The organism is Pseudomonas sp. JBR1 (assembly GCF_028198185.1).
In the GTDB taxonomy this organism is placed as follows: domain Bacteria; phylum Pseudomonadota; class Gammaproteobacteria; order Pseudomonadales; family Pseudomonadaceae; genus Chryseomonas; species Chryseomonas oryzihabitans_E.
On the sequence record NZ_CP116340.1, the window covers coordinates 1,896,969 to 1,918,460 of the forward strand.

Sequence of the window (21,492 nt, forward strand, 5' to 3'; positions counted from 1 at the left end):
GCTACCATGCGCTGGAAGAAAACGTTGCAGCTGGCCGACGTCCACTGCGAAGGCGAGATCGGCAAGGTCATCACCGGAGGCGTGTTGGACGTGCCCGGCCGGACCATGCTCGACAAGATGAATTACCTCAACGAGGTGGACGATAGCCTGAGGCGCCTGGTGACCCTGGAACCGCGCGGCTGCCTGCAGATGTCGGTCAACCTGCTGCTGCCGCCGACCCGCCCGGAGGCCCAGGCAGGGTTCATCGTGCTGCAGGCGGACAAGGCTCATCCCATGTCGGGCAGCAATTGCATCTGCGTGGTCACCGCGCTGCTGGAACTGGGCATCCTGCCAATGCAGGAGCCACTGACCACGGTCACGCTGGATACCCCGGCCGGGCTGGTGGTGGCCCAGGCCGAGTGTCGCGATGGCCGCTGCCTGAATGTCTCCCTGGACATGGTACCGGCCTTCGTCGAAGCCCTGGATCTGCAGGTGCCTACCGCTCAACATGGCACCCTGACAGTGGACATCGCCTTTGGCGGCGTCTATTACGCGCTGATCGATGTCGATCAAGTCGGGCTGAGCATCGCACCGGAGCATGCCCGAGCCCTGGCCGAACTGGGCGTGGCGCTCAAAAGCGAGATTGGGCGGCAGGTCCGCGTCCAGCATCCGCTGCTGCCCAGCGTCAACGAGATCGCCTACGTGATGTTCCGCCACCGGCTGGACGCTCGCACCTACCAGACCTGCACCACCCTGCCACCCGGGCGGGTGGATCGCTCGCCGTGCGGCACCGGCAGCTCCGCGAATCTGGCCACCCTCGCGGCGCGCGGACTGGTCAAGATAGGCGATCAGCTCACCTCACGCTCGACCATTGGTGGCGAATTCACCCTTGGTCTGCGCGGACTGACCGAGGTGGCCGGCCGGCCCGCGGTCCTGCCGCGGGTCACGGGGCGCGCCTGGCTGTATGGCCTGCAACAGCTGGGTATAGATCCCGATGACCCTCTTGCCGCCGGCTTCATGCTCAGTGACACCTGGGGCGCGGGCTTCGGTTAGCGCAGCAGGTGCGATGCTAGACTGGCCCTCCCCCACCTTTGAGCGTGAAGACCTTCTCGATGGCCCCCAAAGACGCCGACCCCGCCGTTGCCGCCCGCCGTCACGGTGGCCGCTATATCTATGAGGAACTGCGCCGGCAGATCCTCACCCTGCAGCTCAAGCCGGGCATGCCGCTGGACGAGACCTCGCTGGCGACCCAGTTCGGGCTGTCACGCTCACCGGTACGCGACGCCCTGGCACGGCTGGCCAGCGAAGGACTGGTCACCATCCTGCCCAACCGTACCCTGCTGGTGACGCCTTTCGAGATCGAGGAATTTCCCAACTACGTGTCCGCGCTGGACCTGCTGCAGCGCGCCGTCACGCGTCTGGCCGCCATTCGCCGTACGCCGGGCGAGCTGGAAGCGATCAAGCAGGCCGACGTACGTTACCTGGACGCGGTAGCCAGCGGTGACTTCCAGGCCATGTCCGAACTGAACAAGGCCTTCCACCTGGAGATCGCCCGTGCCGGCAAGAACGCCTACCTCACCGCCAGCTACGATCGCCTGCTGGGCGAGGGGCAACGGCTGCTGCACCTGCACTTTGACTACATCATGAACAGCGCAGGTTCCACCCGGCTCGGTCGCGACCATGACCGCATCGTCGCCGCCATCGAACGCCAGGATGGCGACGAGGCCGAAGCGGCAGCCCACGAGCACACCATGTTGTTTCGCCAACGCTTCGTCAGCTTCCTCGAGCAGAATCTCCTGCGCAACATGGCGGTCGGCTAGCAACGATGCGCTGGGGTCCGAACCTTGCCAGGCAGGTCAGGCGGTTCATGACGGGATCATGCAAAGTCCTGCCCTAGAGCGGTTCGAGCATGCAGATTTCATCCTCCGAAATATTCTGCAAAAAGAAATTCTGATTAGCGATCAATAATTTATTTGAAATACTTTAAGCTGGCCGCCCGCCGCTGTAGTCCCGTGGCGCCGAGGCTTGCTCGCCTCACCTCTCTTCCCGGCCTGTAGTTTTGCCGGGCGCGGTAGCCTGTCCGCCGTCTCTACCGCGTGCCCAATCTGTCCGCTTCTCAGACCCGTGCCCCTCTCCGAGGCTGAGCGCGTGGTTTGCCTATTCCTCAAGGAAACCCTCCAATGCTGATTCAGCTCAACTGGATCCGCGGCCTGGCGGCCGTTCTCATCGTTTTTCACCACATGACCGTGGGCAGCTACCAGACCACCGAACATCAGCAGATCGCCCTGAACCTGCTGTCGCTGGAAACCACCTGCATCTTCGTCGCCCTCTCCGGCTTCTTCTTTCGCTACAACCTGGGCAAGTACAGCTATCAGGTCTATCTGGGCAAGAAGCTGCAGAACGTCATCCTGCCCTATCTGCTGATCTCCATCCCCGCCGTGCTGCTCTACGTTTCCGGACTCAAGCAGGACCACGAGTGGATCGACATGAATGCCTTCCACGACTGGCCGCCCTTCGCCCAGACCGCCCTGCTGCTGGCTACCGGCGCCCATCTGGGGCCACTGTGGTTCATTCCGGCCCTGACGCTGATTTTCCTGCTCGCGCCCGCGCTTGAATGGATCGTCAACCGCGGCCTCTTGCCCGCGGCGACCATGGTTGGCCTGGTCTATTTCCTCATTTCCGAACGCCCGGCCAATGACGCCGATCCGCTGCTGGCGGCACTGCACTTCCTGCCGATCTATCTGTGCGGCATGCTGGCCTGCGAACAACGCGAGCGCCTGCAGCGGCCCCAGGCGCGCTACTGGCTACTGGCGGCCCTGCTACTGTTGAGCGGCGCCGCGGTGTTGAACAGCGCCTTCTATGGCCTGCAGAAACTGGCGCTGTGCTTCCTGCTCTTCGCCGTTTTCAGCCAGCAGATCCGGGTCCCGGGTCGGACCGAGAGCCGGATGGCCAAGGGCATGGCCCTGCTTGGTGCCTACAGCTTCGCCATCTACTTCCTGCATGGCTATCTCGCGGGTGCCTATCGCATGCTTGGACGGCTGCTGGGTGAGCAGAACTTCGCCCAGTACCTGGGCACGCGCCTGTGCCTGACGCTGATCACCCTGCTTTGCTGTATCGCGGCGGTCTGGGTGGTCAAGTACCTGACCCGGGAGCGCAGTCGCGCCCTGATCGGCGCCTGAGGCCGGTCGCTGGCGCCCGTCACCGAGGCGCCTTATGCTGTCCCGCATTTGCGGTGGCAGTCATGAAGACGACGCGCAAGGCCCTGCTCGCCCAGGTCGGCGATTTCGAGATCCGCCTGTTGCGGCTGTTCAAGACGGTGGTGGAATGCGGCAGTTTCACTGCCGCCGAAGGCCGGCTGGGCATCACCCGCTCGGCCATCAGCCTGCACATGAACGATCTGGAAAAGCGCCTGGGCATGCGCCTCTGTCAGCGCGGTCGCGCCGGTTTCTCGCTGACCGACGAAGGCCGCGAGGTGCTCAAGGCCAGCCAGTCGCTGTTCGCCGCCCTGGAAGGCTTTCGCAGCGAGGTCAACCAGCTGCACCAGCACCTGCGTGGCGAGCTGAACCTCGGCATCATCAACAACCTGGTCACCCAGCCGCGCATGCGCATCACCCATGCCCTGGCCGCTCTCAAGCGCGCTGCGCCCGACGTGGTGGTCAACATCGGCATGACCCTGCCCAGCGAGATCGAGACCGGCGTGCTCGATGGCCATCTCCACCTGGGCGTGCTGCCGCTGATCAATGCCCTGGCCGGCCTGGAGTACCTGCCGCTCTACGAAGAGCGCGCCCTGCTCTACTGCAGCCGCAGCCATCCGCTGTTCGAGATGGCCGACGCGGCGCTGGACGAGGGCATCCTGGCGACCCAGGACGCGGTTGGCCCCAATCATCTACTCAATCAGGAAGGGCATGAGCGCCATGCCGCCCTGAATTGCACGGCGCGCGCCTCGGATCGCGAAGGCGTGGCCTTTCTCATCCTCACCGGTTGCTATATCGGCTACCTGCCCGATCACGTCGCCCAGCCCTGGGTGACTCAGGGTCAATTGCGCGCCCTCGACCCCGACCGCTTCCACTTCGACACCACCCTGGCCGCCGTCACCCGCAAGGGACGGCGGCCCAACCTGGTGTTGGAGCGCTTTCTCGAAGCCCTGGCGGAAACCGTCTAGTTGGCGCTGCGGGTCGGACGGACGACGATCTCGTTGACGTCGACGTCGTCCGGCTGCTCGATGGCATAACGCACCGCTCGGCCAATGGCCGCGGGTTGCAGCGCGATGGCACGATAGTCCTCCATCATCGCCCGTGCCGCGGGATCGGTGATGGTGGACGCCAGCTCGCTTTCCACCACGCCCGGATGGATGCAGGTGACCCGCAGATCCTCACGTTCCTGCCGCAGTCCTTCGGAGATCGCCCGTACCGCATGCTTGGTAGCACAGTAGACCGCTGCCGTGGGCACCACCGACAGGGCACCAATGGAGCCCAGGTTGATCACGTGGCCGGCCCCGCGGGTGGTGAATTCCGGCAGCACCGCGGCGATGCCGTTGAGCACGCCCTTGATGTTGACGTCGACCATCTGCATCCATTCCTCCGTCTTGAGGGACGCCATGGGCGACAGCGGCATGATCCCGGCATTGTTGACGATGACGTCCACCCGCCCCCAGCGCTCCCGGGCCGCCTGCACGAAGGCAACCATGTCGGCGCCATCGGTGACGTCCAGCCGGCGGCAGGCGACCTCCCCGCCAGCCGCGTTGAGCTCGGCCGCCAGCGCCTCCAGCCTGTCGATACGGCGGGCGCCGAGCAGCAGCTTGCAGCCGGCAGCGCCCAGTTCGCGAGCGATGCCCGCCCCTATGCCACTGGAAGCGCCGGTGATGAGTACGACCTTGTCGATAGCCATGAATGAGTCCTCTTGGATGACTTCAGGGTTTCACTGGTATAGCCACGCCCCGCTCGATCCCGGGTTACGGACGCGGGGCGTCCAGGCTTGCCAACACCTTAGCGACCGCGCATTGTCGTGATAAGCCGCCGCCCCCTGACTGCCTTGGTTAGCCGGACTTACCAATGGAAACGGACCTGAATCTCCTTAAGGTTTTTATCGCCGTGGCAACGGCGGACAACTTTCGCGTGGCGGCAGACCGCCTGGGCGTCAGTCGCTCAGCAGTAAGCCAGGCCATCCGCCGTCTGGAAGACGAACTGGGCAGCTCCCTGGTGCAACGCACCACTCGCAGCGTGCGCCTGACCGAAGCCGGCGAACGCCTGCAGCGCCAGATCGCGGGGCCTCTGGCGGGTCTGCTCGGCGCCTTGGAAGACGCCAGCCACGCGGGGCCACCGCGCGGATTGTTGCGGGTTGCGGTTACGTCCATCGCCGAACGCTTTCTCGACGGTCCCCTGCTGGCCGACTTCGTCGCGGCCTATCCCGAGGTGACGCTGGATATCACGGTTACCGACGAGGAATTCGATATCGTCGCCCGTGGCTTCGATGCCGGCGTGCGCCTGGGCGAGGTGATCGAACAGGACATGATCGCCATCCCGGTAACCGGCGCGCAGCGTGAGGTGGCGGTGGCGACACCGGCCTATTTCGCCCGCCACGGCCGCCCTCGGCATCCGCGTGAGCTGTCGGACCACCGCTGCATCGGTTGGCGCCCGGCGCCGGAGATGGCGCCCTGGCGCTGGGAGTTCAGCGAGAACGGTAGAGCCTTCGACGTGGCCGTTTCGCCCCGGATCACCACCAATGACATGCTGCTGATGGTGCGCACGGCCCTGGCCGGTGGCGGCATCACCTTCGGCATGGAGGACACCTTTAGGCCCTATCTGGACCGTGGCGAACTGGAGCGGGTGCTGGAGGATTACCTACCGCCCTTCGCCGGCTTCTATCTCTACTACCCGAGTCGCCACAACCTGGCGCCCAAGTTGCGGGCGCTGGTGGAGCATGTGCGGGGGTATCGGGAGAAGAACGAGGGTTAGCGTGGGTCTAGGCGGCCCTCACCCCGGCCTTCTCCCGGAGGGAGAGGGAGCGCCCGCCTGACCCTGCGTAGGGTGGAAAACGGCGCAGCCTTTTCCACCTAGTACGAAGGCAGGCCCTGTTGGGCTTCGGCGATGGAGCCGCCTCCCCCAACCTACAGGACGCGTAGGTTGGGTTGAGCGCAGCGAAGCCCAACATCACCTACCAGCCATCAGCTTCCCAGGATCCACCGATCGATGGCCTGGGCCAGGCCGTCTTCCTGGTTGCTGGCAGTGACCTGATCGGCCTCCTCCCGCACCGCAGCCGCGGCCTGACCCATGGCGATGGCCAGGCCCGCCTGGCGGAACATGGGCACATCGTTGCTGCCATCACCGATGGCCGCTGTCCGCGCCACGGGTACGCCCGCGGCCTGCGCCAGCTCGATGAGGGCGTCGCCCTTGTTGGCCTTGGGGTGGGTGATGTCCAGGTAGTAGAGCTGGGAACGCAGCACCGTGGCGCCCTCCCCCAGCCGCTCGCCTAGCTCACCCTCCAGGGCTTCGAGGCCCGCATGGTCGCTACCAGCGGCGACGATCTTGTCGACCCGATCCAAGTAGGGTTCGAAGGAGTCCACCACGGTCGGCCCATATCCCAGCGCCCGGATCTCACGCGGGACGTAGGCGCCCTGCCCGTCACGCGTCAGCCAGAGGTCATCGGCGAACAGCCAGACCTCGAAGGCTTCGCGGTCCAGGCGCTCCAGTACCTGACGGGTCACGGCTTCGGCCAGGCGATGGGCACGGATCAGGGTGCCGTCCGCCTCCACCAGATTGCCGCCGTTGAAGCCGGCTACCGCCTGCTGGATTCCCAACTGCCGTACCAGCGGCAGCAGTGCTCGCGGCGGACGACTGCTGACCAGGGTAATGGCCTTGCCAGCCGCCTGCAGTCGCTTGACGGCAGCCATCACCGCGTCGCTCAGGCTCTTGTCGTCACGCACCAGGGTGCCGTCGATATCCGACACCAGCAGATCAATGGGGATCAGGTCAGCGGATGCCATGAGCGGCCATCCTTCTTCAGGAGTTCATCGGCACCGGCGGGGCCGGCACTGCCTGCGGCATAGCTCTCTACTTCGCCGCCCTGCTTCCAGGCGTCGAGGAAAGGTTGCACGGCGCGCCAGCCGTTCTCGATGTTGTCGGCGCGCTGGAACAACGTCTGGTCACCGATCAAGGAATCGTAGATCAGGGTTTCGTAGCCGGTAGACGGCTGCATCTCGAAGAAATCGGTATAGGCGAAGCCCATGCGGATGTTTTCCAGCTCCACCAGCGGGCCCGGGCGCTTGGCGTGGAAATCGAACCACATGCCTTCGTCGGGCTGGATCTGGATGATCAGGTAATTGGGCCGCATCCGGTCGATCTTGGTATCGCGGAACTGCGCATAGGGCGCGTGCTTGAAGCAGATGGCGATCTCGGTATCGCGCGCGGTCAGGCGCTTGCCGGTGCGCAGGTAGAAGGGCACCCCGGCCCAGCGCCAGTTATCGACGAACAACTTGAGCGCCACATAGGTCTCGGTCTGGCTGTCCGGATCAACGCGTTCTTCTTCGCGATAGCCCCGCACCGGCTTGTCGTTCATCGTCCCGGCGGCGTACTGGCCACGTACCGAATTGGCCAGGGCCTCTTCGGTGGTCTGGGGGCGGATGGCGCCGACCACCTTGGCCTTTTCATCGCGCACCGAGGTGGCGTTGAAGGACGCCGGCGGCTCCATGGCGACCATGGCCAGCAGCTGGAACAGGTGGTTGGGCACCATGTCCCTCAGGGTGCCGGTCTTCTCGTAGAAGTCACCACGCGACTCCACGCCCACGGTTTCCGCCGCGGTGATCTGCACGTGATCGATGTAGTGGTTGTTCCAGAACGACTCGAACAGCGCGTTGGAAAAGCGGCTGACCAAGATGTTCTGTACCGTCTCCTTGCCCAGGTAGTGGTCGATCCGATAGATCTGCTCCTCTTCCATGTTCGCCAGCAGGCGCTGGTTCAGCGCCTGGGCACTGGCCAGGTCGGCGCCGAAGGGCTTCTCCACCACCAGCCGGCGATAGGCGTCCCCGCTCTCCTTCAACAGTCCCGCCTTGCCCAGGCGCTCGGCCACGTCACCAAAGAAGCGCGCGGCAGTGGCCAGGTAAAAGACGGCATTGTCGGTATCGGCCTGGGCAATGCGCTCGCCCACTGCTGCATAGGTGGAGTCCTCGAGGAAGTCACCCTGCAGATAGCGGATGCGGCTGCGCAGCCGGCCCCAGAGGTCAGGATCCAGCGCCTCGTCACGGGACTTGCCCTTGGCCTCGGCCTGATCGCGGATAAAGGCTTCCAGGCGGTCAGCGAAGCCCTCGTCGGTATTGGGATTGTGGTCGACGCCGATGATCTGGGTACGGTCGTCGAGCAACCCGTCGCGCAAGAGGTTGTACAGCGAAGGAATCAGCAAGCGCTTGACCAGGTCACCATTGGCGCCGAAAAGGAACAACGTGGCTGGCGGTGCAGTGGGGGCTTTGGTGCAGGAGCGCCGTTCCTGGGAAGCGGTGCTGGGGGAGACGGCAGGAGAATCGGTCATGACAGGGCCTTATCCACGAGGGCGGCTGGTGCCGTCCCCCGGGACGCGGCCCGTGGCCGCTCCACAGGGGAACGGCCAGGGTTTTACTGCGGGATTTCGACGTGGCCGCCGAAGCCGAAGCGCATGGCCGACAAGAGCTTGTCGGCGTAGGTGGCCTGCTGGCGGGAACGGAAGCGCGCATAGAGGGCAGCGGAGAGGACGTTGACCGGTACCGCTTCCTCGATGGCGGCCTCGATGGTCCAGCGACCTTCGCCGCTGTCAGCTACCGAGCCGGAGAACTTCTCCAGTTCGACGTCGCCGGCCAGGGCCTGGGCGGTCAGGTCCAGCAGCCAGGAGGACACCACACTGCCGCGACGCCAGACTTCGGCGATGTCGGCCAGGTCCAGGTCGAAGCGCTCGTCTTCCGGCAGCTTGTCGCTGTTCTTCATCTTGAGGATGTCGAAGCCCTCGGCGTAGGCCTGCATCAGGCCGTATTCGATGCCGTTGTGCACCATCTTGACGAAGTGACCCGAACCCGCCGGACCGGTGAAGATGAAGCCACGCTCGGCACGTTCGTCCGGGGCGTTGCGACCACGGGTGCGCTCGATGCTGCCGTAGCCAGGGGCCAGAGCTTCGAAGATGGGCTCCAGGCGCTCGACGGCTTCGGACTTGCCGCCGATCATCATGCAGTAGCCGCGCTCCAGGCCCCAGACACCACCGGAGGTACCGACGTCGACATAGTCGATGCCCTTCTCGGCCAGGCTCTTGGCGCGACGGATGTCGTCCTTGTAGTAGGTGTTGCCGCCATCGATGATGACGTCACCGGGAGCCAGGCGGTCGGCCAGCTCGGCGATGGTCTGCTCGGTCGGCTCGCCGGCAGGCAGCATGACCCAGATGGCACGGGGCTGCGCCAGGGCAGCGATGACGCCATCGAGACCGTCGGTGGCGATGGCGCCTTCCTTGCCGAGGTCGGCCACGGTATCGGCACTGCGGTCGTAGACCGCGACTTCATGTCCATGCTTCATCAAGCGCCGTGCGATGTTGCCGCCCATGCGGCCCAGTCCGATGATTCCCAATTGCATGCTGATGACTCCTTGAGGTCAGGCGACCGCCGCCTCGACCAGTTCGACTATTTGTTGCAGACCGGCGTCGATGTCGCCGCCCTTGATATGCACGCGCAGGTAGCGCCGTCCCCGTTCGGCCAGTACCTCGAGGTCGCCCTTGGCCTGGGCGGCCTCGACGACGCCAAAGCTCAGACCCCGCCCTGGAATCTCCAGGTCGTTCTGGGCATCGGCGGTAATCTGGATGAACACACCCGAGTTGGGACCGCCCTTGTAGGCCTGTCCCGTGGAGTGCAAAAAGCGGGGGCCGAAGCCGCCGACGGTCGCTACGCGCTTGCTGTCGCGAATGCTATCACGCATGGCGCCCAAGGCCTCCTCGTGCACGGCATTGCGCTCGAGATAGGCCAGCACGGCCAGGTAGTCGCCGGGCTGCAGGCGTGCCAGGTGCGCCTTGATGGCCGCCCGGGCGGTGTCCTGCCCTTGCAGATCGGCGTCGCCGAACAGGGCCAACGCGCCTTCCTCCAGCAGCGGCTCGTCACCGGCCAGGCGACCGTCGCGCTCATAGCCATCGGTGAGGGCGCGGGTCTTGATCTTGCTGGCCTCCACGTCGGGCTGATCGAACGGGTTGATGCCGATGACCGCACCGGCCACCTCGGTGGCTACTTCCCAACGGAAGAATTCCTGCCCGATCAGCTCAGGGCGAGCGAGCCGGATATCCACCACCGGATGCCCTGCCGCGGCCAGCGCCTGCAGGCGGCTATCGCGCTCGGCATCCTCCTCACCGTCCAGCACCAGACTGACGAATACCCGATCCGTGCCATAGACATCCGGTGCGCCAAGCGGCTCCAGGTCGACCGGGATGATGCCCTTGCCCTGCTTGCCGGTACTTTCGGCGAGCAGTTGTTCCAGCCAGGCACCCAGGCTGGCCACTCCTGGCGAGGCGATCAGAGTGACCTTGTCACGGCCGGCGCGCACCGCTTCGCCCAGCACCACGCCGAGGCGGATGCCCGGGTTGATGGCAGGAGGCGCACTGGGGCTGCAGGCCAGTACCATGGGTTGGGTCACTTGGAAGAAGTCGGCCACCGAATGGCCGAGCAGCGCCAGGGGCACCATGCCGAACACCGATAGCACCGAATAGCGCCCGCCGATATGGGGGTCGCCCTGGAAGATGGCGCGGTAGCCTTCCGCCGTGGCGCTGGCCTCGAGTTTGGAGCCGGGGTCGGTAATGGCGACGAAGCGGCGTTGCACCTCGTCCGCGCCCAGCGTCCGCTCGACAGCCTGGTGAAAATAGGCACGCAGGATTTCCGGCTCCAGGGTCGAGCCGGACTTGCTGGATACCAGGAACAGCGTCTTGTGCAAATCCAGTTGCTCTTCCAAGGCAGCGATCTGCGCCGGATCGGTGGAATCGAGCACCTTGAGGTTGAGTCCGCCGGTGGCGGTACCCAGGGTATTGGCCAGCACTTCCGGGCCCAGACTCGAACCGCCCATGCCCAGCAGTACCACGGTATCCAGACCTTCCTCGCGTACGGCGTCGGCCAGGGCGCTGAGCGCGACCGGATCGGCCTGGCGACCCTGGGCAGCAGCCAGCCAACCCACCCACTGATCCTCGTCGCGACCGGTCCAGAGCGAGGCATCGCCCTGCCACAGCCGGCGCGACCAGCCTTCACGTCGCGCCTCGTCAAGGCGGGCCTCGACGGCTTCATGCAGATCGTGCGGCAGACGATAGGCAGCGGCATTCAGGCGCTCGCCGAGAAACTCGAGGCGCTTCTGCCCTACCGCGCCCAACAGGGCATCGGCGGCGTCCTCGAATTGCCGGGCGCCGTCCTTGACCAACCGCTTGGCCACGCCATCGAGATCCAGCTCGAAACGGGCAGTCGCATCCACCACCCGTTGTGCCGCTTCGATGTCGGTGCTCAGCATGGGCGCTGCCGTGCCATGATCACGGAAGGCATCCATGGTCTTGGGTGGCATAGTGTTGACGGTATCCGGACCGATCAGCTGATCCACATAGAGGGTATCGGGATAGGCCGGATCCTTGGATCCGGTGGAAGCCCACAACAGGCGTTGCGGATGAGCACCCTTGGCTTCCAGCACCTTCCACCGTGGCGACTGGATCAGGCGCAGGTAATCCTGATAGGCCAGCTTGGCATTGGCGATAGCGATCTTGCCACGCAACTCGGCCAGCTCGCCGTCACTGTCTTTGCGCTCGTCGATCAGCTTGTCCAGCACACCATCGACCCGACTGATGAAGAAGCTGGCGACGCTGGCGAGACGACTGATGTCCTTGCCTTGGTGCAGCCGCGCTTCCAGACCTGCGATATAGGCTTCCGCTACCGCCATGTAGGCATTGCGATCGAACAGCAGGGTCACATTGACGTTGATCCCCTCCTCGATCAATTTGCGGATGGCCACCGCCCCCTCGGGCGTACCAGGCACCTTGACCATCAGGTTGGGCCGATCCACCGCCTGCCAGAGGCGCCGGGCCTCCTCCAGGGTGGCACGGGTATCCAGCGCCAGATAGGGCGAGACTTCCAGGCTCACATAGCCATCACGCCCTTCGAGGCGGTCATAGACCGGCCGCAGGATGTCCGCCGCCTGCTGGATGTCCTCGATGGCCAGATGCTCGTAGACGTCCACCGGCTCGGCATCGGCCTTTTCCAGAAAGGCCTCGAGGCTGGCATCGTAGTCACTGCCGTGCCCCATGGCTTTCTCGAAGATCGAGGGATTGGAGGTGACGCCAGTAAGGCCGTCACGCTCGATCAGTTTCTGTAGCTCACCCTTGCCAAGAAATTCACGGCTGACGAAATCGAGCCAGACCGCCTGGCCCTGCTCCGTCAGCTGTTTGAGTGGATTGCTCATGCGGCGCTCCCTTTACGTTGCGCCTGTTCCTTGGCCAGCTTGACCACGTTTTCCACGGTGTAGCCATATTTCGCCTGCAGCTTGCCGATGGGCGCGGAGGCACCGAAGGTGCTCATGGTGACCGAGGCACCCTTGCGACCGATGTAGCGCTCCCAACCCAGGGGACCGGCCTGCTCGATGGCAACGCGGCCCAGGACCGCGTCGGGCAGCACCGATTGCTTGTAGGACTCGTCCTGTTCCTCGAACAGCTCCCAGCAGGGCATAGACACGACCCGTGCCTTCACGCCCTCGCCCTTGAGCTGCTCGTAGGCCTGCATCGCCAGACCCAGCTCGCTGCCAGTGGCCATGAGGATTACCTGGGGCGTGCCGCCCTCGGCATCGGCTACCACATAGGCGCCCTGGGCCACGCCTTCGGCGCTGGCGTATTTGCTGCGGTCCAGGGTCGGCAGTGGCTGGCGCGACAGCACCATGCACGAAGGCCGATTGGTCTGCTGCAGGGCGATCTTCCAGGCCTGCACCGCTTCATTGGCATCCCCGGGACGCATGGTCAACAAACCCGGGGTGGCACGGAGTTGCGCCAAGTGCTCGATCGGCTGGTGGGTCGGGCCATCTTCGCCGACGCCGATGGAATCGTGGGTGAAGACGAACACCACCGGCAGCTCCATGATGGAAGCCAGGCGGATCGGCGGCTTCATGTAGTCGCTGAACACCAGGAAGGTAGCGGTGAAGCTGCGCAGGTAGCAGAGCGCCATGCCATTGGCGATGGAGCCCATGGCATGCTCGCGGATACCGAAGTGCATGTTGCGCCCGGACGGCTCACGTGCGGAGAAGCTGCCCGCGCCATCGAACTTGAGATTGGTCTTGGTGGACGGCGCCAAGTCCGCTGCCCCGCCAACCAGCCAGGGAATGTTCTGGGCAAAGGCATTGAGCGCCTTGCCACCGGACTCGCGGGAGGCCACGCCCTTGGCATCGGGCTCGAAGCTGGGCAGCTTGGCGTCCCAGCCTTCCGGCATTTCACCGGCGCGCATGCGCTGGAGTTCATCGGCGCGGGTCGGATCGTCCTGGCGCAGGCGATCGAAGGCACGGTTCCAGTCTTCGTAGAGACCGCTGGCACGCTCCAGCAGGGCGTCGCGCAGGTGGTGACGGGCGTCGTCGGGTACCAGGAAGTCAGCGTCCTCCGGCCAGCCATAGGCCTTCTTCGCCAGCTTGATCTCGTCGGCGCCCAGGGGCTCGCCATGAGCAGCCGCGGTGTTCTGCTTGTTCGGCGCGCCGTAGCCGATGAGGCTGTCGACCACGATCAGGGTCGGCTTGCCAGTATTGCCCTTGAAGCGATGCAGGGCGGCGGCCAGGGCCTCGGCATCATTGGCGTCCTTGACGTGCAGGGTATGCCAGCCATAACCACGGAAGCGCTCGGCCACGTCTTCGCTGAAGGCCAGCTCGGTGTGGCCCTCGATGCTGATGGTGTTGTTGTCATAGATCCAGCAGAGGTTGTCCAGGCCCAGGTGGCCGGCCATGGACGCCGCCTCGCCGGTGACGCCTTCCATCATGTCGCCGTCGCCACAGAGCACATAGACGTCATAGTCGAACAGGGTCACGCCTGGCTGGTTGAACCGCGCGGCCAGCCACTTCTGTGCCAGCGCCATGCCAACGCTGTTGCCGCAGCCCTGACCCAGGGGACCGGTAGTGGTCTCGATCCCGGTGGTCATGCGGTATTCGGGGTGACCTGGCGTCTTGGAGTCCAGCTGGCGGAATTGCTTGATGTCGTCGAGGCTGACCGCTTCCTTGCCGGTAGCGGTGCCGTGCTCGTCGATTTCCTTCACGCCCGCCAGGTGCAGCAGCGAGTAGAGCAGCATGGAGGCATGGCCGACCGACAGCACGAAGCGGTCACGGTTAGGCCAGTCCGGGTGCTCAGGGTGATAGCGGAGGAAGCGGCTCCACAGCGTATGGCCAACTGGAGCCAGAGCCATCGGGGTACCGGGGTGGCCGGAGTTGGCCTTCTGTACCGCGTCCATGGACAGGGTACGGATGGTGTCGATGGTCAGTTGGTCGGCGTTGGGGCTGGAAGGTGCGGTGGAACCCATGGCAAGCGTCCTCGTGCTGGCAGGCACGCCACCCGCGACGAAAACGGTCTATGCGGTCCGTGAAACCGTTTTCAGCAGAGGCAGCGCCTAAGAGAAAAAGCAAAGCGTCCGGACGAGGTCCGGGAGGGCGGGGGCAAGCATCCTATGCGACCCCACGCCGCAGTCGCGATCCTTTCTCTAGAACAGCGCTCTGGACGGTTGGTTCCGCGCATTTCGATAGCCGGCTATCGACTTCTCCGCTCAGCAGCCTGCGAGCTGGGACAGCTCAACGTCCAACCCGGCATCGCGCATCTGCGCAAGCTTGTACCTGAGCGTGCGCGCGCTGATGCCCAGGCGCTCGGCAGTCTCCTTGCGGCGGCCACGTTCAGTTTTGAGGGTATCGAGGATCACCTGGAATTCCCTGTCGCGCAGATCGGCATCCAGCGGCCGCACGGCCTCATTGGTGATGGCCTCCGCCGAGGGCGTGGTGGCAGACGCCAGGGTTACGCCGGTCGACAACCAGTGCAGCCCGAAATCCTCGGCCTGCACCTGCTCACCCGGCTGCAGGATAAGCGCACGCTGCACGGCATTATCCAGCTCGCGCACATTGCCCGGCCAACTATGCTCGGCCAGGGCCTGACGCGCGGCGGCGCTCAGCGTCGGCACCGAGCGATTCATCCGCGCGGCTTGCACCATCAATAGACGCTTGGTCAGCGGCACGATGTCGGCCGGCCGGTCGCGCAGCGGCAACCAGGCCAGCGGAAACACCGATAGCCGATAGAAGAGGTCTTCGCGAAAACGCCCGGCGGCGGCCTCCTCCGCGAGCTTGCGATTGCTGGTGGCCACCACACGGATATCCAGCGCCAACGGCTTGCGTGCCCCGACCCGCTCCACCTCACGCTCCTGCAGCACCCGCAGCAGCTTGGCCTGCAGGCCTAGGGGCATCTCGGAGATCTCGTCCAGCAACAGGGTACCGCCTTGGGCCAGCTCGAACTTGCCAGGTTGGGCGGCGATGGCACCGGTGAAGGCGCCCTTTTCATGCCCGAAGAGAATGGCCTCGAGCAGATGATCGGGAATGGCCGCGCAATTGACCGCCACGAAGGGGCCTTCCGCCCGCGCCGAGTGATCATGGATGAAGCGCGCCAGCACCTCCTTGCCGGTGCCGGATTCACCAATGATCAACACCGTGGCATCGCTCTGGGCCACCCGGCGGGCCAGCTCCAGCAGTTGCCGACTCTGGGGATCGACCGCCACCGGCTGCCGATCACCGGGCGCTCGCCGGCCCTGAGGACAACAACGCGCCAGGGTCTCCAGCAGCAGCCGTGGTTCGAAGGGCTTGACTAGATAATCCGCCGCACCGCCGCGCATGGCCTCGACGGCACGTTCGATGCTGCCGAAGGCGGTCATCAGCAGCACCGGCAGCGCCGGATCGCGCAGCCGGATGCTGGCCAGCAACTGATGGCCGTCAATGCCCGGCATGTTGACGTCACTGATCACCAGCCCGAAGGATTCCTCGGCCAGCGCCAGCAGCGCCGCCTCGCCACTGTCCACGGCCCGGTAGCGATAGCCGCCGAGTTCCAGGGTATCGGCCAGGGCTTCGCGCAGGGCGCGGTCGTCTTCCACCAACAGGATGGATAGAGTCATGCTACAGCCTCCTCGCTTGCCAGCAGGGGCAGGACGAAGGTCACCAGGGTGCCGCGGCCCAGTTGCGAGCGCACAATGAGCCGCCCGCCATGGGCCTTGGCCATCGCCAGGGCAACAGGCAATCCGAGACCGGTACCGGTGGTCTTGGTACTGAGAAAAGGCTCACCCAGACGCTGCCGGACCGCCGAAGGAATACCTGGCCCGGTATCGCTGATCGCCAGGCGTAACTCGGCATCGCGGCGATAGAGGTGCACCTTGAGCCGCGCCGGCCGGCCACTGCCAGCCATGGCCTGCACGGCGTTGTGAATGAGATTGAGGGCTGCACCCACCAGCATGTCGCGATTGCAGGCGAGCAGACCGCTGCCCGCATCGAGTTGCCAGCGCACCGGGCAATTGCCGAGATGGGGCGCGGCCGCGTCACGCAAGGCCGTGAACAGCGCCTGGGGCGCCAGTCGATCTGCCAGGGGCAACTCACCCCGGGCGAACACCAACATGTCGCGGACCTGATTTTCCAGTTCGTGCAGCCGTTCCTTGAGCCGGCCGGCGAAGCGCTGCTGCTGCTCCGCTGCCAGACCGCCCTCCTCCAGATGACTGGCATAGAGCAGTGCCGCGGTGAGCGGCGTACGGATCTGATGGGCCAGCGAGGCCATGGTCCGGCCTAGCGCCGAGAGACGCTCGTGGCGGGCCAGCTCGCCCTGCAGATGACGCGTTTCGGTCAGGTCGTTGAGCAGCACCAGTTGCCCGGGTTCGCCATCCAGCGAGCGGATGGCAATGGACAGGCGCCTACCGTCGCGCAGGGAAACCTCATGGCCATCGTCATGGCGCGGGGCAAACGCCCGGGCGATCACCGTACGCCATAGCTCTCCCACCAGCGGCTCGCCGAGCAGGGCCACGGCGACCGGATTCCCATCCCGCACCCGTCCGGCGCCATCCAACACCACGATGCCGGCGGGCAGCACATCGAGCAGGTTCTGCAGGCGACTGGCCAGGCGCTCCTTTTCCGCCAACTCCTGCAAACGTTGGGCGGATACCCACTCCAGTTCACCCTGCAGCGAATTCATCCGGGCTTCGAGCAACTGGAAGGATTCGCTCAGCTGGCGCGACATCTGTCCCAGGGCCTCGCGGGCCTGCGCCGAGGCGGAGGCCTCCGCGAGGGTATCGGCAGCGACGGAGGAAGGGAGGGCTTGCGCAGGCATTGGTTTAGGCTCGCGACGGACAATTGACATTGTCCAGGCTGGAGCAAGACCCATGCCGCCCTGACGTCAAGGCGCCGTAGCGTGGAAAACGGCGCAGCCTTTCCCACTTGCCACGCTGGGAAAAGAAGGTGGATGAGGCTGCGCCGTCATCCGTGCGGTGAGGACGTGCCAGGCGTAGGTTGGGCTGAGACGGTTCTATCGTCGAAGCCCAACACAGGAGGTTGGGGTGGAACCGTTGGGCTTCGCCCCGTGCAACCCAACCTACAGCTTAGATCTCTTCGTCGAACTCGTCGTCGCGGCGACCCATACCGTATTTGCGCATCTTCTCGACCAGGGTGGTCCGGCGGATCCGTAGCCGTTCCGCAGCGCGTGCCACGACGCCACCGGCATCGTCCAGCGCCTGCTGGATAAAGCTCTTTTCCAGGTTGGCCAGGTAGTCCTTGAGATCCAGGCCTTCGCTGGGCAGCAGCGCCGACGATGACACCTCGACGGTCCCGATTCCGGCCATGGCCTCGCGCTCCTGCAGCTCCTCACGCAGCGACTCCACCATCGGATCGGCTTCGTCCTCCACATAGCGGAACTTGAGTGGTAACTCGGCCACCCCGATGACGCCGTAGGGATGCATGATCGCCATGCGTTCCACCAGGTTGGCCAGTTCGCGTACGTTGCCCGGCCACTCGTGGCGGCACAGCGACATGATGGCCGCCGAGTTGAAGCGGATGGAGCCGCGCTTCTCGTGCTCCATGCGCGCGATCAGTTCGTTGATCAGCAGCGGGATGTCTTCACCCCGTTCGCGCAGCGGCGCCATGTCAATGGGGAAGACATTGAGGCGGTAGTAGAGGTCTTCACGGAAGGTGCCCGCGGCGATCATCTGCTCCAGATTCTTGTGGGTTGCGGCGATGATGCGCACGTCCACGCTCTGGGTCTTGTTACTGCCTACCCGCTCGTAGGTCCGCTCCTGCAGCACCCTTAGCAGCTTGACCTGCATGGGCAGCGGCATGTCGCCGATCTCGTCGAGGAACAGGGTGCCGGTGTTGGCCAGTTCGAAGCGACCGGCGCGGCTGGTGATGGCGCCGGTGAAGGCACCCTTCTCATGACCGAACAGTTCGCTTTCCAGCAGCTCCGCCGGAATGGCACCGCAGTTGACCGGCACGAAGGGCGCCTCGCGACGCTTGGAGTGGAAGTGCAGGTTGCGCGCCACCACCTCCTTGCCAGTGCCGGACTCACCGAGGATAAGCACTGTGGCCTCGGTATCGGCCACCTGCTGCATCATCTTGCGCACGCCCTGGATGGCGCGACTGGTACCTACCAGACTACGGAACAGCTCGGGCTCGCGCTGCCGGCCTCGGTCCCGGGCCTGGTCGTACATCTCCCGATAGACCTGGGCGCGATGCAGGGAATCCAGCAGCTTGTTGTAGGCCAGCGGATACTGAAGAGAAACCAGTACCCGCCGACGTACGTCGTCCGGCCACTCCGGCTGCGCCGATTCACCCAAGAGCAGCAATGGGACCATTTCGTCCCAGGCCACGATCTGCTTGAGCAGTTCGACGCTGTTGCCGCGGCTATCGACGCGCCCGACCAGCACGCAACTGATCTGCCGACTGCTGTCGAGCGCTTCGAGGGAGGTTTGCCAATCGGAACTGGTGCAGGCGAGATGAGCCTCGCCAAGAAAATCGAGAATGACCGATACCGCCTTGCGCCGCTCGGCTTCATCGTCGATCAGAAGGATCTTGGTTTCACGCCACATGTCCCTGCCCCAATTCGGCTTGTCGGTTCGCTACGCGCAGGTGTCGCCTGCATCCAAGTGCCAACTGGTCGGCATCTTGCGCAAGTTAAGACAAATTGTGATGCGGGGTCAATTTTATGGCGGCGAAATATCGAAACTTCGAATTACCGTCCAACAGATGACAGTCAACCGAACAGTTGATAGACCTTGGCCGCCTGATTCGACTTATTGAGCTTGGTCAGCTCCTGGGCGGTGGCATCCCGCTCTGCCTTGCAGCTCTGCAGCATGGAGGCATAGAGCGCCAGCAAGCGTTCGAGACTGGCGCGCAGGGCTACGGCTTCATCGCCTGTGGCATAAACCGCTTCGTCGACGAACAGCCGGCAATCCAGATCCAGCTCGGCGATCCGCGTCCAGTCTCCGGCCTTGAGCGCAGCGGCCATCTGCTCGTAGACGAGCTCGACGCGTTCCACCGGGGTCTTTTGCATGGCGACGTTCATCGGTCGACTCCAGATCAGGGGGCAATGGCATCCCAGCCGGATTTGATCTCGCGGATCAGGCCGGATACTTCTTCCAGGATAACGGGATCATTGTTGCGGTTGGCTTCGCTGAGCCGGCGGATCATATAGTCGTACAGCCGATCCAGGTTGGTGGCGAGCTCGCCACCCTGCTCGAAATCCAGGACGTCCTTCAGACCCGCGATGATGGATACCGCCTTGCCGATCAGCTCGCCTTTCTCAGGCAGCCAACCACGCTCCAGCGCACCTTGCGCCTTGGCCAGACGGTCCAGAGCGCCTTGCATGAGCATCTGGATCAGCTGATGGGGACTGGCTTCGAACACCTGCGCCTGCAGGCCGACCTGCTGGTACTGGCGCATGGCTGTCATTGCGTTCATGTCATGACCTCTGTGTGTTTCCGATACTTCCTTTATCGGTCAGGACGCGAAAAACTTGACCCCTTTATCGACCGGATTGGCCGAATCCGCCTACTTAACTCTTGTTGGCAAAGGGCATGGCCGCCAGCTGCTGGGAGAGCGAGGACGCGGTACTCGACAACGACGAGTACAGCTGGTCCATGGTGTTGTACTGCTTGTAGAGGCGATCCGAGAGGGCCGTCATTCGGGTGTTGAGCGTGGCGGTCTGCGCATCGACGCTTTTCAGGGTACTACTCAAAGAAGTAGAACGCTGCTCCAGGATACCGTTGGCCATGGTGTAGGGATCAAGTTTGCCCTTGAGGCGCGCCGCCAGGCCCTGGTCGCCGGTAAAGAAGCCGGGCAGGTCGCTGAAGTTGGAGCTGACCATCTTGCTAAGCTTGGTGTCGTCGATGGCCAGGGTGCCGTCTTTCTGAGTCGTAATGCCCAGATCGGCCAGCGCCTTGACTGCGCCCGTCCCCTGCATGGTGCTCAGCTCACTGCGGATGGTGGTCGTGAGGCCGCGGGCAGTGGCATCCCCTACCAATGCAGCCGTGATGGGTGCACTGTTGTCCCCGACCGTCGTGACCGAGGTTTGGGTCTTGATCACGCCCATGAGCTTGTTGTAGGAATCGACGAACTTCTGGATATTACCCTTGACGCCTGACTCGTCCTGGCTGACGCCGACGGTCATCGGACTATCCGCTGGGGTCGTGGCCTTGAGCGTAAAACTCAGACCATCGACCGCACCGCTCACGGTGTTCGAGGCGCTGGTGATCTTCAGACCATCGATGGTCATCTGGGCGCTTTGGGCCTTGGTGAGCGAATGGGCGGCAGCGGGATCGCTGGACTCGCTGTCGCTTGGGTTATAGGCCAACTTGGTCAGGCTCTGATTGCCCGAACCGTCGTCACCGCTCACCGATACCGAAATGTTATTACCGTCTCCGGTCTTGGTGCTGCTCAGCACCAGCCGTGCCCCCGAGTTGTCGTTGACAATGTTGGCGCTGAGCCCCTGGCTCTGCCCAGCCTTGTTGATGGCATCGCGGATGCCACTCAGGGTGTTGTTGGTGGCGTCGACCTGGATATCCGACAACTTGGTATCGCCGATCTTGATGCTCAGCGTGCCCTTGCCGAAGGTGGTGGGAGAGCTAGAGGCGGTCCCGTCGCTTGCAGTCGTGGCAGAGGTGGCTGGCACGGACGCCAGGGCCACCTTACTGCTGCTCGCCAGCCTGCTGACCTCGATCTGGTAGCTGCCGACACTGGCACTGGTACTGGCCGTTGCCGTGAGGTAGTCGCTCTTCGATAGGGTAACGGCCCGCGCCTGAAAACTCGTGGGGCTATTGAGCGTGGTCAGCGCGGTTTGGAATTCGCTGATGGCACCCTTCAGAGAGCCAATAGCAGTGAGCTGGGCGGTCGCCTTGCTCTGGGTCTTGGTGAGCTGATCTTGCTTAGGTGCCCTTTCAGCCGCCACCATCTTTTCAACGATGCCCTGGATATCCAGGCCCGAGCCACCAATTCCGCTAATACCTGCCATTTCACTACCCCCTGCCAACGTTACGTC

The 21,492-nt window shown here is 64.3% G+C and carries 17 protein-coding genes; 5 read left to right on the forward strand and 12 right to left on the reverse strand.

All coding sequences use genetic code 11. The annotated features are described in order from the left end of the window. Window positions 1-6: 6 nt before the first annotated feature. The 4 genes from PJ259_RS08825 to PJ259_RS08840 all read left to right on the forward strand — a co-directional run bounded on the left by PJ259_RS08825 (window position 7) and on the right by PJ259_RS08840 (window position 4,141). On the forward strand, window positions 7-1,032 hold the full coding sequence (locus PJ259_RS08825; RefSeq protein ID WP_271655493.1) for a proline racemase family protein: 1,026 nt from the start codon (window positions 7-9) through the stop codon (window positions 1,030-1,032). Window positions 1,033-1,091: 59 nt separating this feature from the next. Next, window positions 1,092-1,799 (forward strand): GntR family transcriptional regulator, encoded by a 708-nt coding sequence (locus PJ259_RS08830; RefSeq protein WP_059315586.1) that lies wholly within the window; start codon window positions 1,092-1,094, stop codon window positions 1,797-1,799. 360 nt (window positions 1,800-2,159) lie between these two features. After that, window positions 2,160-3,158, forward strand: coding sequence for an acyltransferase family protein (locus PJ259_RS08835; RefSeq protein WP_059315587.1), 999 nt, complete (start codon window positions 2,160-2,162; stop codon window positions 3,156-3,158). A 62-nt stretch (window positions 3,159-3,220) separates the two neighbouring features. Continuing rightward, entirely contained in the window at window positions 3,221-4,141 is a 921-nt protein-coding gene (locus tag PJ259_RS08840) for a LysR family transcriptional regulator (RefSeq protein ID WP_271655494.1), read from the forward strand. Here the strand turns inward: PJ259_RS08840 and PJ259_RS08845 are convergent. Then, complete coding sequence (locus PJ259_RS08845) at window positions 4,138-4,866, reverse strand: SDR family oxidoreductase (protein WP_059315589.1); 729 nt, start codon at window positions 4,864-4,866, stop codon at window positions 4,138-4,140. The two genes, PJ259_RS08840 and PJ259_RS08845, sit on opposite strands and share 4 nt — an antisense overlap. Window positions 4,867-5,030: 164 nt before the next feature. Here PJ259_RS08845 and PJ259_RS08850 point away from each other — a divergent pair, with 164 nt between their 5' ends. After that, on the forward strand, window positions 5,031-5,933 hold the full coding sequence (locus PJ259_RS08850) for a LysR family transcriptional regulator (protein WP_271655495.1): 903 nt from the start codon (window positions 5,031-5,033) through the stop codon (window positions 5,931-5,933). A 209-nt stretch (window positions 5,934-6,142) separates the two neighbouring features. On the opposite strand, the gene PJ259_RS08855 is transcribed toward PJ259_RS08850, so the two are convergent. The 11 genes from PJ259_RS08855 to fliD all read right to left on the reverse strand — a co-directional run bounded on the left by PJ259_RS08855 (window position 6,143) and on the right by fliD (window position 21,465). Beyond that, on the reverse strand, window positions 6,143-6,961 hold the full coding sequence (locus PJ259_RS08855) for an HAD family hydrolase (RefSeq protein WP_271655496.1): 819 nt from the start codon (window positions 6,959-6,961) through the stop codon (window positions 6,143-6,145). Next, window positions 6,943-8,499 (reverse strand): glucose-6-phosphate dehydrogenase, encoded by a 1,557-nt coding sequence (gene zwf, locus PJ259_RS08860; RefSeq protein ID WP_059315592.1) that lies wholly within the window; start codon window positions 8,497-8,499, stop codon window positions 6,943-6,945. Before zwf ends, PJ259_RS08855 begins: the two co-directional genes overlap by 19 nt. An 83-nt stretch (window positions 8,500-8,582) precedes the next feature. Beyond that, complete coding sequence (gnd, locus tag PJ259_RS08865; RefSeq protein WP_059315593.1) at window positions 8,583-9,560, reverse strand: phosphogluconate dehydrogenase (NAD(+)-dependent, decarboxylating); 978 nt, start codon at window positions 9,558-9,560, stop codon at window positions 8,583-8,585. Between the two features lie 18 nt (window positions 9,561-9,578). Next, window positions 9,579-12,398, reverse strand: a complete 2,820-nt coding sequence (locus PJ259_RS08870) for a bifunctional transaldolase/phosoglucose isomerase (RefSeq protein WP_271655497.1) — start codon at window positions 12,396-12,398, stop codon at window positions 9,579-9,581. After that, complete coding sequence (gene tkt, locus PJ259_RS08875; RefSeq protein WP_271655498.1) at window positions 12,395-14,479, reverse strand: transketolase; 2,085 nt, start codon at window positions 14,477-14,479, stop codon at window positions 12,395-12,397. Before tkt ends, PJ259_RS08870 begins: the two co-directional genes overlap by 4 nt. A 240-nt stretch (window positions 14,480-14,719) precedes the next feature. After that, window positions 14,720-16,102: a sigma-54-dependent transcriptional regulator gene (locus tag PJ259_RS08880; RefSeq protein ID WP_271655499.1), complete on the reverse strand. Its 1,383-nt coding sequence runs from the start codon at window positions 16,100-16,102 to the stop codon at window positions 14,720-14,722. After that, window positions 16,099-17,298 carry a sensor histidine kinase gene (locus tag PJ259_RS08885; RefSeq protein WP_442964876.1) on the reverse strand — a complete coding sequence of 400 codons (1,200 nt, stop codon included), beginning with the start codon at window positions 17,296-17,298 and terminating at the stop codon, window positions 16,099-16,101. Before PJ259_RS08885 ends, PJ259_RS08880 begins: the two co-directional genes overlap by 4 nt. Window positions 17,299-17,566: 268 nt before the next feature. Beyond that, window positions 17,567-19,045, reverse strand: a complete 1,479-nt coding sequence (locus PJ259_RS08890) for a sigma-54 dependent transcriptional regulator (protein WP_271655500.1) — start codon at window positions 19,043-19,045, stop codon at window positions 17,567-17,569. A 164-nt stretch (window positions 19,046-19,209) separates the two neighbouring features. Further along, window positions 19,210-19,521 carry a flagellar protein FliT gene (locus PJ259_RS08895; RefSeq protein ID WP_059315599.1) on the reverse strand — a complete coding sequence of 104 codons (312 nt, stop codon included), beginning with the start codon at window positions 19,519-19,521 and terminating at the stop codon, window positions 19,210-19,212. A gap of 14 nt (window positions 19,522-19,535) precedes the next feature. Next, window positions 19,536-19,916 carry a flagellar export chaperone FliS gene (fliS, locus tag PJ259_RS08900; protein ID WP_026083956.1) on the reverse strand — a complete coding sequence of 127 codons (381 nt, stop codon included), beginning with the start codon at window positions 19,914-19,916 and terminating at the stop codon, window positions 19,536-19,538. Between the two features lie 94 nt (window positions 19,917-20,010). Then, window positions 20,011-21,465, reverse strand: a complete 1,455-nt coding sequence (fliD, locus tag PJ259_RS08905; protein WP_271655501.1) for a flagellar filament capping protein FliD — start codon at window positions 21,463-21,465, stop codon at window positions 20,011-20,013. Between the last annotated feature and the right edge of the window lie 27 nt (window positions 21,466-21,492).